The organism is Pseudoalteromonas sp. KAN5 (assembly GCF_022846535.1).
Classification (GTDB): Bacteria; Pseudomonadota; Gammaproteobacteria; order Enterobacterales; family Alteromonadaceae; genus Pseudoalteromonas; species Pseudoalteromonas haloplanktis.
Genome location: NZ_AP025589.1, coordinates 2,544,248 through 2,559,048, shown reverse-complemented (window position 1 = coordinate 2,559,048; position 14,801 = coordinate 2,544,248). Strand labels below are relative to the sequence as shown.

Annotated in this window: 14 protein-coding genes; 9 read left to right on the top strand and 5 right to left on the bottom strand. The window is 42.0% G+C overall.

The features are described from left to right. Positions 1 to 25 precede the first annotated feature (25 nt). The 3 genes from KAN5_RS11405 to KAN5_RS11395 all read left to right on the top strand — a co-directional run bounded on the left by KAN5_RS11405 (position 26) and on the right by KAN5_RS11395 (position 3,289). Positions 26 to 691, top strand: coding sequence for an START domain-containing protein (locus KAN5_RS11405; protein ID WP_244389735.1), 666 nt, complete (start codon positions 26 to 28; stop codon positions 689 to 691). 174 nt (positions 692 to 865) lie between these two features. After that, positions 866 to 2,860 (top strand): alkaline phosphatase family protein, encoded by a 1,995-nt coding sequence (locus KAN5_RS11400; RefSeq protein WP_244389734.1) that lies wholly within the window; start codon positions 866 to 868, stop codon positions 2,858 to 2,860. A 36-nt stretch (positions 2,861 to 2,896) separates the two neighbouring features. Beyond that, positions 2,897 to 3,289 carry a diacylglycerol kinase gene (locus KAN5_RS11395; protein WP_029216107.1) on the top strand — a complete coding sequence of 131 codons (393 nt, stop codon included), beginning with the start codon at positions 2,897 to 2,899 and terminating at the stop codon, positions 3,287 to 3,289. A 576-nt stretch (positions 3,290 to 3,865) separates the two neighbouring features. On the opposite strand, the gene metK is transcribed toward KAN5_RS11395, so the two are convergent. Beyond that, positions 3,866 to 5,017, bottom strand: coding sequence for a methionine adenosyltransferase (metK, locus tag KAN5_RS11390; protein WP_138553812.1), 1,152 nt, complete (start codon positions 5,015 to 5,017; stop codon positions 3,866 to 3,868). Between the two features lie 277 nt (positions 5,018 to 5,294). Here metK and tkt point away from each other — a divergent pair, with 277 nt between their 5' ends. The 6 genes from tkt (at position 5,295) to KAN5_RS11360 (ending at position 10,762) form a co-directional block, all read left to right on the top strand. Then, entirely contained in the window at positions 5,295 to 7,286 is a 1,992-nt protein-coding gene (tkt, locus tag KAN5_RS11385) for a transketolase (protein WP_244389733.1), read from the top strand. Positions 7,287 to 7,681: 395 nt separating this feature from the next. Next, positions 7,682 to 8,149, top strand: a complete 468-nt coding sequence (locus KAN5_RS11380; protein ID WP_244389732.1) for a hypothetical protein — start codon at positions 7,682 to 7,684, stop codon at positions 8,147 to 8,149. A 208-nt stretch (positions 8,150 to 8,357) separates the two neighbouring features. Next, entirely contained in the window at positions 8,358 to 8,669 is a 312-nt protein-coding gene (locus tag KAN5_RS11375; protein WP_244389731.1) for a pyrimidine/purine nucleoside phosphorylase, read from the top strand. Between the two features lie 180 nt (positions 8,670 to 8,849). Beyond that, positions 8,850 to 9,206, top strand: coding sequence for a ribosome-associated translation inhibitor RaiA (raiA, locus tag KAN5_RS11370; RefSeq protein ID WP_016708282.1), 357 nt, complete (start codon positions 8,850 to 8,852; stop codon positions 9,204 to 9,206). Positions 9,207 to 9,340: 134 nt separating this feature from the next. Continuing rightward, entirely contained in the window at positions 9,341 to 10,573 is a 1,233-nt protein-coding gene (locus tag KAN5_RS11365; protein ID WP_244389730.1) for a divalent metal cation transporter, read from the top strand. Further along, entirely contained in the window at positions 10,574 to 10,762 is a 189-nt protein-coding gene (locus tag KAN5_RS11360; protein ID WP_138553807.1) for a hypothetical protein, read from the top strand. Positions 10,763 to 11,088: 326 nt separating this feature from the next. Here KAN5_RS11360 and yacG read toward each other — a convergent pair whose 3' ends face one another. The 4 genes from yacG to KAN5_RS11340 all read right to left on the bottom strand — a co-directional run bounded on the left by yacG (position 11,089) and on the right by KAN5_RS11340 (position 14,781). Continuing rightward, positions 11,089 to 11,319: a DNA gyrase inhibitor YacG gene (yacG, locus tag KAN5_RS11355; protein ID WP_016708280.1), complete on the bottom strand. Its 231-nt coding sequence runs from the start codon at positions 11,317 to 11,319 to the stop codon at positions 11,089 to 11,091. Between the two features lie 60 nt (positions 11,320 to 11,379). Then, positions 11,380 to 13,059 (bottom strand): type IV-A pilus assembly ATPase PilB, encoded by a 1,680-nt coding sequence (gene pilB / locus KAN5_RS11350; protein WP_244389729.1) that lies wholly within the window; start codon positions 13,057 to 13,059, stop codon positions 11,380 to 11,382. A gap of 191 nt (positions 13,060 to 13,250) precedes the next feature. Beyond that, entirely contained in the window at positions 13,251 to 13,880 is a 630-nt protein-coding gene (gene coaE, locus KAN5_RS11345; RefSeq protein WP_244389728.1) for a dephospho-CoA kinase, read from the bottom strand. Position 13,881: 1 nt separating this feature from the next. Next, entirely contained in the window at positions 13,882 to 14,781 is a 900-nt protein-coding gene (locus tag KAN5_RS11340) for an A24 family peptidase (RefSeq protein ID WP_279612612.1), read from the bottom strand. Positions 14,782 to 14,801 lie beyond the last annotated feature (20 nt).

The following is a 14,801-nucleotide window of genomic DNA, read 5'->3' as shown; positions in this document are numbered from 1 at the left end:
TTGTTCAGCGCATAAGGGAGTATGTATGCGACAGCAAATGCTATTATTAGCGCTGCTTTTTAGCGTCCAGCTTGGGGCACAGCCTGCCCAGTGGCAGCTTTGGAAGCAGTATGATGGGGCGAGCGTGCACTATAAAAAACATGCAAATGGTATTTTTGAAGTACAGGCTGAGATTACTATCGAAGGGGTCACAGCGAGTGATTTTATGGCGTTGCTAAGCGATACCGAAAGTGCTCCCTTATGGATTGAAAATGTAGCTAATGTACAAGTATTAAAGCGTTTAAGTCCCTCAGAAAACATCGTTTATACCCAATTTGATTCACCATGGCCGGTTACAGATCGCGATATGGTGAGCTACTCATGCTACCGACGTGTTAGTGACACACAAACTGAGTTAACGATTGCTGCTTTTCCAGATTTCCTTGATAAGCGCGAGGAAGTGATCCGCATCACTGACCTTAAGGCAAGTTGGTTATTAACTGAAGTTCGTAATCAAGGGCTGACGCAATTGACTATTCGTCATGTTGTATACGCGGACCCAGGCGGGGCGCTTCCTCATTGGCTCAGTAATAAAATTGGGCTCAAAAGTGCATTACACACTTTACTTGCGTTAAAGCAACGTTTACTTGATAAAACTTTCCAACCAAATGAGCAAATAACACAGCTTGGCGACTGTACTCATCAGCAGTAATAGAAATAACCCAACAACACGTAAAAATAGGAATCGCGTTGATTTGTTAACGTCATGTAATTTAAGTGTTTTATTTGAACTTTTTTACAAAATATTACAAAGTCAGCATTGTTTGCGTAACTAAAATAGGTAACATTCCCTTTTTGGGAATATTCTATTTTAAGGACAGCAAAGGTGTTGGTATCATCGGTATTTAAATCAAGCAGATGGTTTGCATTTGTTAACGAAAGCTGGCGCATAGCGACACTTTGGTTTATGGGTGTTTTGCTATTTATGAGCTTTCGGGTGTTCTTTTTGGTTTATTTTCATAACCGGATCACTGCCCCATTAGATGTTGATACAATTTTAAATACCTTAAAAACGGGGTTTGCATTTGACTCCGCCGCCAGTGGCGTCTGCTTTAGTATTCCTTTTCTACTCAATTGTATTTTACAACCACTGCGACTGTGGCATTGGGTCAGAGCGGTGCGTGTATTGACCGCCAAGCTTTTCTTTGTGGTTGCTATTTTACTTTGTATAACCAGCATCACATATATTGCTGAATACGGCAGTCAATTCAATTACTTTATGTTTGAAGGGCTACATGACGATCAGCAAGCAATTGCTTTAACTGCAATAAAGCAATATCAGCCATGGGGCAGTGTCCTGAGTTTATTAGTATTGTTAGTGGTTGCATTTAAGTTATGCCAGTTAATTGATCGGCAACCTTATGGTTTTTTAGAGCGTATTTTTACTGATTGTAAGTGGAAACGAACATTTTTAATTGTTTTGATCATAGTGTTATTTGTCTGTGCTATTCGCGGTTCGTTCGAGTCACGCCCAGCTTCGCGAAAGTGGTCTGCCGTTACCCTTGATCCGTTTGTAAATAATTTAGTTATAAATCCATTTCGCAGTTTTGTGTATGCTATTAAGGATTATAATGAGCTACAAAGTCATGGCTTAGACGGTGAAAATCCATACTTAAAAAGTAATACCACAATTGCTCCAGACGGGTTAGTAGAGTTAAAGCAACACAGCAGTGAGCCGCTGTTGGCAGCCCCGTCACAAATATTTTTTATTGTGATGGAAAGTTACGATTCATGGCCGTTACAACAAAAATATGCTTCACTTAACTTAACCAACGAGCTAAAAAACCTCGCTAGCAAGGGGATTTATTTAGATAACGTGTTACCAGCAGCCAGTAGCACTATGAACTCGTTATCGAGTATTTTATCTGGGATCCCTTATGCAGGGGTCAATATGAGCCTTATAGGGCCACAGCAACCAGCTAGTAAATTGTCATTATTCAATCAGTTGGAACAGTTAGGTTATACCAGTCAATTTTTTTATGGCGGTTTATTGTCATGGCAGAATGTTGGCCAATATGTCCTCTCTCAAGGTGCCGATAAGGTGTACTCTGCTACAGATGCTGGCGGTAAGGGGAGTGCCGGGGTTTGGGGGATTGATGATGCTCAGTTATTTGATTTGGTTGCTGCGAAAACACAGCCAAAAAGCTTTAATGTGATCATGAGTGGCAGTTATCATGGACCTTTTAACTTAGATCTAAATCAGTATGATTACCCGTTTAAAACTGCCGCTGATTACCCTGCAGAAATTCAAGAATTAGAAACACAAGTACTTGATCCTTATGTGCTTGGGCACTTATGGTATAGCGATAAAATGTTAGGCGCATTTGTACGTAATATGCAACAACGCTACCCCGATGCGTTATTTATTATTACGGGTGACCATTACAGCCGGCGCTATTTACATCCTCGGCCTAATTTATACGAATTGACTCATGTGCCTTTAATTATTTATGGCAACGGAGTGAACTCAAATATGGTGAACTCTCAACAAATAGCTAGTCATATGGATATCGCGCCAACCTTGTTGAATTTAATAGCACCAGCTAGTACGGAATTTTATAGTGTCGGACAGTCACTATTAACAGCGCCCGCTGAACGGACTGTTTTTGGTTTTCAAACTGTACGTAATAATAAGCAATTATGGCGTGGTGATTTAAATGCATTATATGAGTACTATGCTGTAAACTCGCTCGATAAAATACAGCTAATGCCAACGCAAACACAATCGTTTAAAGTGATCGATGCTGCAACAGAGCATGCGTATAATCAATACATGGCGCAAGCGTGGCATTTGCTAACTCAAGGCACAAATAATTTCTGATGAGCTGTTAAGATACTAAACATGAACAAACCAAACATTAACCTAGTTAATAAACCAAATGGCATAGGCTTAGGTCGTCTTTTTAAAGCCACTCAATGCTCAATTAAGGGGTTTAAAGCGGCTTTTCAGGAAGAATCAGCTTTTCGCACAGAGCTCGCTTTAGGGCTAGTGTTACTCCCATTATCATTTTGGCTTGCGCAATCACTGCAACATTGGGTAATGCTGGTTGTTAGCTTTTTATTTTTATTAGTGGTTGAACTCCTCAACTCAGCCATTGAAGCATTAACAGACCGCGTTGGCGTTGAATACCATGTGCTTTCAGGACGTGCGAAAGATATTGCTTCAGCAGCGGTTAGTTTAGCGCTGTTGATATTGATGATAGTGTGGGGTGTAGCTGGGTATGAAAAAATACTTACATTGATAAGTTAGGCGTTAGGTAAAGCGCTACGGGCTTCGGGCGACGGGTTCAGAATACACGCTAGCATCTAGGTTTAATTGCGGGGATAAACTCGCGCCTACGTTATGTGGGGATAAACCCACGGCTACGCGTGTAGCAGCGAGTTTACCTCGCGACAATAACTTTTACCTTCGCGGTGGCAAGCAACTCGCATACAAGTAATATCAGCTGTGCTTCTGTAGGTCGCCATTTATGGCGACAAGTCTATTTCACCACCGAGGCGCAGCATTGAAAAGAGAAAGCCACGGGCTAAGGGTAACGAGCTTCGAATACACCCTTAGCAGCTAGTCACTTCCCTAAAACCTAGCCCCTATTTTACTCTAAATCACAGCGCCTCATAATTTCTTTGTGAATAAATTACTTAAAGCACATTAATTTAATTGCGGGGATAAACTCGCGCCTACGTTATGCAGGATAAACCCACGGCTACGCCATGTAGCAGCGAGTTTACCTCGCGACAAATAACCTAAAGTTTATAACAGTATAATCAGCAGGTATAAAAAAAAGCGCCGATTGGCGCTTTTTTTACATTCACACAAAGGCTGGAATTAAAGGCCAGCTGCTGCGCGAAGTGCGTCTGCTTTGTCTGTGCGTTCCCATGGGAATTCATCACGACCAAAGTGCCCGTAAGCAGCGGTTGGTTGATAAATTGGGCGCTCAAGATCAAGCATTTGAATTAGGCCGTAAGGGCGTAAGTCAAAGTGTTCACGAATAAGTTCGATTAAACGACCTTCTTCTAATTTACTTGTACCAAACGTTTCAACACTGATTGACGTAGGCTCCGCAACACCAATTGCGTAAGATACTTGTAGCTCACATTTATCAGCAAGACCAGCAGCAACCACGTTTTTCGCAACGTAACGCGCAGCGTATGCAGCTGAGCGGTCAACTTTTGATGGATCTTTACCAGAGAAAGCACCGCCACCGTGACGAGCCATACCGCCGTAGGTATCAACGATGATTTTACGACCAGTAAGACCACAGTCACCCATAGGGCCACCGATAACAAAACGACCCGTTGGGTTAATAAAGAACTTAGTTGCTTTAGAAATTAGCTCTGCAGGTAATACAGGCTTGATGATGGTTTCCATCACTGCTTCTACTAGATCATTTTGTGAGATTGAATCACAGTGTTGAGTAGAAAGAACAACTGCATCAATGCCGACTGGTTTGCCGTTTTCATATGCAAAAGTAACCTGTGATTTTGCATCTGGGCGTAACCACTCAAGCTCGCCGCTTTTACGTACTTGCGCTTGGCGTTGTACTAAACGGTGAGAGTAAGTGATAGGTGCAGGCATTAATACTTCAGTTTCGTTACACGCATAACCAAACATTAAACCTTGGTCACCAGCGCCTTGTTCTTCAGGGCTAGTACGGTCAACACCTTGGTTGATGTCTGGAGACTGCTTACCGATTGTATTTAAGATTGCACACGAATCAGCATCAAAACCCATGTCTGAATGTGTGTAACCAATTTCACGTACCGTTTTACGGGTGATTTCTTCAATATCAACCCAGGCGCTAGTAGTGATTTCACCACCAACCATAACCATACCGGTCTTCACGTAAGTTTCACACGCAACACGTGCATGAGAATCTTGCTCTAAGATGGCATCAAGTACCGCGTCAGAGATTTGATCCGCGATTTTATCCGGATGACCTTCAGAAACTGATTCAGAAGTAAATAAATGTTTTGCCATTGTCTTTCTGCTCACAAATATTGCGCTTCACAAACGTCGGTAAGAGCGCTAAAAAATTAAGGGGCGTATTTTATCGAAAACAACGATAGTTGCATAGTGTTTTTACGCCTAGACGTCTAAATAAAATTACTAATAACTTTTTGTTCTTAAAAAATTTTCATAATAGCTAATTTAATCAGGGTTTTTAATTGCACACAGCCCCTACAATAAGTAAGAATGGGTGTTCTTGAAAAACACACAACAACCAGCGCAAATACAGTTAAAGGTAGGAGAATTCATGCCGTCTCGCAAAGAACTTGCAAATGCTATTCGCGTCTTATCAATGGACGCAGTACAACAGGCCAAATCAGGCCACCCTGGAGCCCCTATGGGCATGGCGGATATCGCAGAAGTATTATGGCGCGACTATCTAAATCACAATCCAACCAATCCAGAGTGGGTAGACAGAGATCGATTTATACTCTCAAACGGCCACGGTTCAATGCTGATTTATTCTCTATTGCACTTAAGTGGTTATGATTTGCCAATTGAGGAAATTAAAAACTTCCGCCAAATGCATTCAAAAACTCCAGGTCACCCAGAGTATGGTTATGCACCAGGTATTGAGACCACTACGGGTCCACTTGGTCAAGGGATCACAAATGCGGTAGGTATGGCGATTGCTGAAAAAGCATTGGCAGCACAGTTTAACCGTGAAGGTCACGATATCGTTGATCACTTTACGTATGCTTTCTTAGGTGATGGTTGCCTTATGGAAGGTATTTCTCACGAAGCGTGTTCACTTGCAGGCACATTAGGCCTTGGTAAATTAGTGGCATTTTGGGATGACAACGGCATTTCAATTGATGGTGAAGTTGAAGGCTGGTTTAGCGACGATACCCCAGCGCGCTTTAAAGCCTACGGCTGGCATGTGGTAAGCGGCGTTGATGGCCATGATTCAGATGCAATTCGTGCAGCAATCGAAGAAGCACGTAGCATCACTGATAAACCAACTCTAATTTGTTGTAAAACAGTGATTGGTTATGGCTCTCCTAACAAATCAGGTAGCCATGATTGCCACGGCGCACCACTAGGTGAAGACGAAATCAAAGCTGCGCGCGAGTTCCTTGGTTGGACTGGTGAAGCATTTGACATCCCAGCTGATATCTACAGTCAGTGGGATGGCAAAGAAAAAGGTAAGCAACTAGAAGCTAACTGGGATGAAAAGTTTGCCGCTTATGCTGCCGCACATCCTGAATTAGCAGCCGAGTTTAAACGCCGCACCAGTGGTGAGTTACCAGCTGATTGGGCTGAAAAATCACAAGCGTATATTGAACAGCTTGATGCAAACCCTGCAAACCCAGCATCACGTAAAGCATCGCAAGATGCATTAAATGCATTTGGTCCTTTATTACCTGAATTTATGGGTGGCTCTGCGGATTTAGCAGGTTCTAACTTAACAATTTGGAAAGGTTCTAAAGGTCTTGAAGCAAACGATGCTAGCGGTAACTACATCTACTACGGTGTACGTGAGTTTGGTATGTCAGCTATTATGAATGGTATTGCACTGCATAAAGGCTTTATACCTTACGGTGCTACGTTCCTAATGTTTATGGAATACGCACGTAATGCAGTACGTATGGCGGCGTTGATGAAAGTGCCAAGCATTTTTGTTTATACGCACGATTCAATTGGTTTAGGTGAAGATGGTCCAACGCACCAACCAGTAGAGCAAATTGCTAGCATGCGTTTAACGCCTAACTTAGTTAACTGGCGCCCGTGCGACCAAGTTGAATCTGCTATTGCATGGCAACAAGCAATTGAACGCAAAGATGGCCCAACGTCACTTATCTTCACTCGTCAAGGCCTTGAGCAACAAACTCGCTCAGCGCAGCAATTAAGCGATGTGAAAAAAGGCGGTTATGTACTTAGCTGTGATGGTGAGCCAGAGCTTATCTTTATCGCGACAGGTTCTGAGGTGCAGTTAGCCCAAGATTCAGCGGCTGAACTTCGTAAGCAAGGTAAAAAAGTACGTGTTGTATCTATGCCATCAACTGATGTATTTGATGCACAAGACGCTGCCTACAAAGAAAGCGTACTACCAGCTGCAGTTTCACGCCGCGTAGCAGTAGAGGCAGGTATTGCTGATTACTGGTACAAATACGTTGGCCTAAACGGCGCAGTTGTGGGCATGACCACCTTTGGTGAATCAGCGCCAGCTAATGAGCTGTTTGAGCACTTTGGCTTCACGGTAGAGAATATCGTAAACAAAGCAAACGAATTGTTTTAACTTTAACGATTAAAATTTAAAAGCCCGCACTGTGTTAAACGCAGTGCGGGCTTTTTTGTATAGAGATGTTAGCTTTCAGCTTTCAGCCGTCAGCCGTCAGCCGTCAGCCGTCAGCCATAAGCTTTCAGCTGTCAGTTAAAGTGCTGAGGCGCTGTGCCAAGTAAAATCGTAGGAGGGCGCTTCAGCCCCGATCTTATTGGAGCCTCGTTCCTGATTTTATGGTGTTTAAGTAGGTTTATTTGATTTCGCTTTCGCTTTAAGCTGAACAAATGCTTAGTGATAGTAATACCTTAGCTAATTTGTTAAAAGTATATAAAGTAAAAATGAGCGTTAAATCAGCACAAATATACGCGATTAGTGCGCTGTAAAACTGTTAGCTAAACAAAAGGAACTGCATGAACGTTGTAGCAAAGGTTAAAAAATTTGTCTGGGATCTTGGCGCTCTTCTATTTTTTATATGGTTTGGATTTAAGGTCATAGGGTATGGAATGGATATTCTAGGAGTTGAAGGCCCATCATTGTGTTCATATACCGACCTAGCAGAGTTTGCTTCCCCAAGTGGTGAAAAAATTGCGAAGCTTGGTTATTCTGATTGTGGAGCAACAACTAACTGGCAAACAGGGGTAAGCATCGTTGATGTGAAATCAGGCAAAGAGTATAACGGATTCTTTGGACTGGACGGCAAGCCTGAAAATTTAAAAGTGCTATGGACGTCAGATATGGAATTAACTTTTAGTGACTTTCCAATAGGTAAGTTACTTTGGTTCAGCCAAGATTATATGTCGGGTGTGAAGGTAAAAATCGAGACTAGTATGGTTAACAAGCAAATTCAGCCGATGCCAAACAACGGCTCGGCTGATTAGAGCGTTAGTAGTGTTTATTTAACTCTTAAACACTTGACGCGCTAAAGCACGACCTACAATGTAAGCCCGAAGCCCGAAGCCCGAAGCCCGAAGCCCGAAGCCCGAAGCCCGAAGCCCATGAGTATTTTTCACATCACTACACTTGCATGATATGCCTGCTTAGGGCAATGTGGACGCAGTTAAATTATAAATATAAACAGGAGTGAGGATGTCTCAGTTTGATAATGTAAGTGTTGTTAAAACAGCAAACGTGTACTTTGATGGTAAAGTTTCAAGCCGTACGGTAATTTTTGCCGATGGCAGCACGAAAACATTAGGCTTTATGCAGCCGGGTGAATTTGAATTCGCCACTAGTAAAAAAGAATTAATGGAACTCAACGGCGGTCAGTGGCAAGTATTACTACCAGGCGAGACCGAGTGGAAAATCATGTCAGCGGGTGAGTCATTTAACGTTGATGCTAACGTGACTTTCCAAGTTAAAGTTGCTGACTTTGCTGATTATTGTTGTTCGTATACTTAATATACAAATTAAGTAACACGCTGAAAGCCCGCCATGCGCGGGCTTTTGCATATTTAATACATAAAGAATGATCTAATTACCTTTAATAACAAATAAATGTCATATTTATGCTTTTCTGCCTTGTGTTAATCTAAATAGCCCCCAATACTAGTTATGAGGTAACATAAAAAAGGATACCCTATGAAAATTAATCTTTCTGGTCACCATGTTGACGTTACTGACTCTATTAGAGAGCACATCAACGAAAAATTTTCAAAAATTGCGAGCCATTTTCCATCTCTGATCGCACTCGATATTATTCTTTCAAAAGAGCATCACAAGCTCCAAGCAGAAATTAGTACTATTTATGAAGGCGCGCGTTTATCAGTTAAAGGCGAGAACGAAGTTCTTTACCCAGCGATTGCAAACGCGGCTAAAAAACTCGATGCGGCATTAAAGCATCGTAAAGGCCAAATTAAAGCCAATTTACACCAAAAACCAGTGAGCACGACACCTGAAATTGCTCATGAAATTATTCAAGAAATGGATTTACGTTAAAAAATAAAAGGCGCTAGGTTCTAGGTAACTAGGATCTAGCAAACCGTTTCTTCTTCCACTAATTTTCTCACTTTCAATCCACACTAAAACGCTGTAACTTGCTTATTAATAAAAACAATGTAGTAAGCACACACATGCAATCAGTAGTATCAACTTGGCAAACCCGATTAAACGCATTAGGTCCCGGTATTTTAATGGCCACGGCGGCAATAGGTGGTTCACATTTAGTGGCATCAACCCAAGCTGGCGCCATTTTTGGTTGGCAACTATTTTGGCTCATCGTGGTGGTTAATGTACTTAAATACCCTTTTTTTCGTTTTGGTATTGAATACACATTAGCGACTAAAAAAAGTTTGGTAGAGGGGTATCAAAGTAAAGGCCCGTGGTTTTTTTATAGCTTTATTGGTTTGAATATTATCGCTGCGGTGGTTAATACTGCAGGTGTTCTATTATTAACAGCCAGCTTACTGCACTACGCGTTACCAGTTAGTATTTCGGTTACTTTATTATGTTGGCTAATTTTAGCGCTCTGCTTAGTTATTTTATTACTGGGGCATTTTAAAGCGCTGGATAACGTCGCCAAAGCGATTATGGGGCTATTAACGCTCGCTACGGTGATTGCCCTTGCTATTGCATTTAGTAACGGCCCTATGGCGCCTGTTGATTACGTTGGCCCATCGCCTTATGAACTTGCCATGCTTGGCTTTATGGTGGCGTTAATGGGCTGGATGCCAGCACCGATTGAAATATCAGCGCTTAGTTCGTTATGGCTAAAAGAAAAACAAAGTCAGCAAACGGTGACTAAAGTCCAAGGGTTGTTTGATTTTAATTTAGGTTATTGGCTCACGGCAGGGCTTGCCTTAGTGTTTTTTGCGCTTGGTGTTTTAGTGCAATATGGTCAAAGTACGCAAATAGAGCTTGGCGGCGTTGCGTTCGCTAAGCAACTGATAGACATGTATGCCCTGACTATAGGTGAGTGGGCACGGCCGTTAGTGTCAGTAATCGCATTTTTATGTATGTTTGGCACCACGCTTACTGTACTTGATGGTTATGCTCGTACATTGAATGAATCCCATAAATTGCTTGGGTTTAAGCAAAGTAAACACAGTTTAAATACGTGGCTTATTTTACAAGCATTTGCTGGAATGGCGGTGATCTTATTTTTTAAATCAGCACTGGGCCCAATGCTCACTTTTGCTATGACTTTAGCGTTTATAACGACACCTATTTTTGCATGGTTGAATTTTAGCTTAGTGCGTTCAGAGCCAAGTATTCAACATTCTAAAATTATACGCAGCTTGAGTTGGCTAGGATTAATTTATTTAGTTGGCTTTGCGTTGGTGTTTTTAGTTTGGCAGCTTGGGTAAATGCCATTTGCGCGGGTAGCAGCGAGTTTACCTCACGACACTGAAATGATTATCGCGGTGGCAGGCCACTCGCCTACAAGTAATATAACCCCTGTAGGTCGTCATTTATGGCGACAAGAGTATTTTACCACCGAGGGCAGGAGGCGCTATGCGCTACACAGAGAAGAGAAAGCCACGGGCTACGGGTAACGAGCTTCGAATACCCCCTTAGCAGCTAGTCACTTCCCCAGAACCTAGCTCCTATTTACCTCTAAAGCGCAGCGTCTGTTAACCTCTTTGTGAACAAATTACTTAAAGAACGTTAGTTTAATTGCGCGGGGTAAACCCGCGCCTACGTTATGTAGCAGCGAGTTTACCTCGCGACTGTTTTACTCTTTTTTCGGGCGAAAGCCCGAATTACAAAAACTTATTTCACAAAGAGAAGTAAATGAGGGTAAACGAAAAAAGCTGCAGGATACGGGTAACGAGCTGCGGGCTATAAATACACCTAAAACCAGTTCCTATTTTTCAATTGCTTACTTGAAAAAATCGTCGTCATTTTTAGCAAGCATGGCTTCAATATCTTCAATCATATCTTGGCTTAAATCTTCCGCGGAGGTAATTGGTGCGGAAATTTTGTTGTTTTCAAACGACCATTCGCCTAAATCAATTAATTGGCAGCGCTTTGAACAAAAAGGGCGATGTGGGCTTTTTTCTGACCACTCAACCTGAGCTTTACATGTTGGGCAGTTTACAACTGTTGGCATAACATTTTCTCATATATTTGTTTGCGATCCCTATAGCCTAAATCTTAGGGATCTACGTTCTTAAAAACTAGTAACGCGGTTTATTTCGGCCAGTGAAGTTAAACCATCTGCGGCTTTACGAAGCCCCGATAAACGCAAGTTATTAAAACCTGACTTTAACGATACCTCTGCAATTTCTAACGAGTTGCCACCACGCATAATGATCTGCGCTATTTCTGGAGTAATTTGCATTACCTCATAAATACCAACACGGCCTTTATAGCCTTCAGTACAGCTATCGCAACCTTTAGGGGCAAATAAAGTCAGTTCGCTTATTTGCTCAGGCGTGAAGCCTTGGCGCAGTAGCTCTTCACTTGGCAGTGTTTCAGGTGTTTTACATTTAGGGCATAAACGTCGTGCTAAACGCTGCGCGATGATCAAACTAATCGAACTGGCCACGTTATAAGCAGGCACCCCCATGTTAAGTAAACGGGTTAATGTTTCAGGTGCTGAGTTAGTATGCAGTGTTGATAGCACTAAGTGACCTGTTTGTGCCGCTTTAATAGATATTTCAGCAGTTTCAAGATCACGGATCTCACCGACCATTACCACATCAGGATCTTGACGTAAGAAGGCTTTTAGCGCGTTTGCAAAGGTCATCTCGGCGCGTGGGTTAATTTGTACTTGGTTGATCCCCTCGAGGTTTATTTCAACAGGATCTTCCGCAGTACTAATATTACGCTCTGGTTGGTTAAGAATATTCAATCCCGTGTAAAGTGAAACCGTTTTACCAGAGCCCGTAGGGCCGGTAACTAAGATCATGCCTTGTGGTTGTTGCAGCGCATCCATATAGAGCTTTTTCTGCTCAGGTTCATAGCCAAGTACGTCAATGCCTAGCATTGCACTGGATGAGTCAAGAATACGCATTACGATTTTCTCGCCCCATAAAGTAGGCAGGGTGCTTACCCGAAAATCAATGCTTTTACGTTCGGTAATTTTTAATTTAATACGCCCATCTTGCGGCTTACGTTTTTCGGCAATGTCTAAACGCGCCATAACTTTTATACGTGCTGACAAGCGGGTAGCAAGGCTGTTAGGGGGGCTGGCCATTTCATGCAAAATACCATCAATACGAAAACGTACGCGGTATTTATGCTCATAGGGTTCAAAGTGTAGATCGGAGGCGCCCTTTTTTATCGCATCCATTAAAATTTTATTAATGTAGACAATAATAGGTGCATCGTCTTTTTCATCTTCATTGCTGTTTTGCGGCTCGTGTGGGCTTTCAGTATCGAGATCACTAAACTCTTTAAATTCTTCATCGCTTAAGTGCAAGCTGCCTGAGGCATCAAGCAACAGCTCTATTTTTGCTTCGAGTTGACGATAATCGACCACGACAACTTCACAAGAGAGCCCAGTACTGAATTCAAAATTCTCAAAGGCACCATAATCTGTCGGATCAGAGGCTGCAATATAGAGCTTACGGCCTTTTTTTACCAAAGGCAGAATATGGTGTTCTTTGATCAGCTTTTCTTTAATTAACTCTTTAGGGATCAGCTCTACATCAAAATCACGTAAATCAAAATAAGGTACTCGGAATAAATCAATGCATTGCTCGGCAAGTTCATGGCCATCAATACCGCTGCACTTTGCTATTAGCTCTGCTGTTGAGGCATACTCACGTTGTTTTAGTTTGACTGTTTCTGCGTCAATACGACCAAGCGTAATAAACTTTCTAAGTAATGGTGAATTAATATTCATTGCGCACCTTGGTTAGATCCTTTCATAGCCAGCAATTTATCAGAAAAAAGAATGGTATAACATTAGTCTTGTCGATTTAAGGTAATTTGACAACAAAAAGCTGAAAAGTTTTTATTTATCTAGGTATTTAGTTTAATGGCGCGGGGTAAAACCGCGGCTATATCTGGCCAGTGAGTTTAGCTCGCGGCTGTTTACTTATTCTCGGCTAGTGCTAAATACTGTTTATGCAATTGTTGTATCACAATGGCTACTTGAGCCAAGGATTGATTATTATCAACCACATCATCTGCGCGTGTTAATTTATCTTCGCGAGACATTTGTGCGGCGATAATACTCAGAGCTTGTTGTCGGTCAATGTTATCGCGGGCGATAGTGCGTGAAATTTGTATTTCTACAGGTACATCTATTACCAACGTGCGATCACAGAATTGTTCAAGGCCATTTTCAAACAATAGCGGGGCAACAAGTACAACATAAGGGCTGTTAGCGGTGCTTAAATCATTAAGCGTTTTTTCACGAATAAGTGGGTGCAGTAGGCTATTAAGCCAAGTTTTTTGTGCGTTATCAGCAAAAATTATTTTACGCAATTGAGCCCGATTTAAACTACCATCGGGGTTTAATACTGCATCACCAAAATGTTCGTGAATAGCAGTTAATCCGGCACTATCAGGAGCAACAACTTGGCGGGCAATAATATCAGCATCCACGACCGCAATACCAAGCTCTTCAAACATTGCACTTACCGCACTTTTACCGCAGCCAATACCACCTGTTAAACCGAGCACCCAGTTATCAATTGATTTACGTGATGGGGAAGTCATATTAATAGCCTAACCAATTAAAGTAAAACGCTTGGATTTGTGAGCCCCATAACAAGGTTACCCAACCAGCTATGGCTAAATAAGGCCCAAACGGAATAGGCGTGGCTTTATCTTTGCCTTGAATACTTAATAGTGCGATACCAATAATCGCGCCCACCACACTCGATAGTAAAATAATGGTGAGTAGTGATTGCCAGCCAAGTAGTGCGCCGAAAACAGCAAGCAATTTAAAGTCGCCATAACCCATGCCTTCTTTACCGGTTATTAGCTTAAATAGCCAAAAAACACTCCATAAGCTGAGGTAACCACATGCCGCACCAATAATTGCATCAGTAGGTGAAATTGTAATACCCGTTACTGCGGCAATCAGTGCCACCCAAACTAATGGTAATGTGAGTTGATCGGGCAGCAACATGTGATCAATATCTATAAATGTCAGTGCCACTAATACCCAAGTAATCAAAATATACAGCAGCGCTTGTTCAGTCGCGCCAAAGGTATAAGCCACTATTAGGCTTAACACTGCCGTAAGCATTTCAATAATAGGGTAGCGCACTGATATTGGGTTACTACAGCTGGCGCAGCGGCCTTTTAGTATTAACCAACTGATCACTGGGATATTTTGCCATGCTTTAATGGCTGTTTTGCATTTTGGACAGGTCGAGTTAGGTGTCACTAAATTAAACGGCTTTGGCGTACTTGCTGATTTATTACTTTTTAGTTCGTCTGCGAGTAAAACACGGCACTCAGTTTGCCACTCGCGTTGCATCATCAGTGGCAAACGATAAATAACAACGTTTAAAAAACTGCCAACACATAAGCTTACTAAGCCAACAGTGAGTAAATAAAACCATAACTGGCTTTGCATGACTGTAACTATATCGAGAAAAAATTCGTGCATTACATACCTAAAAAATTAAG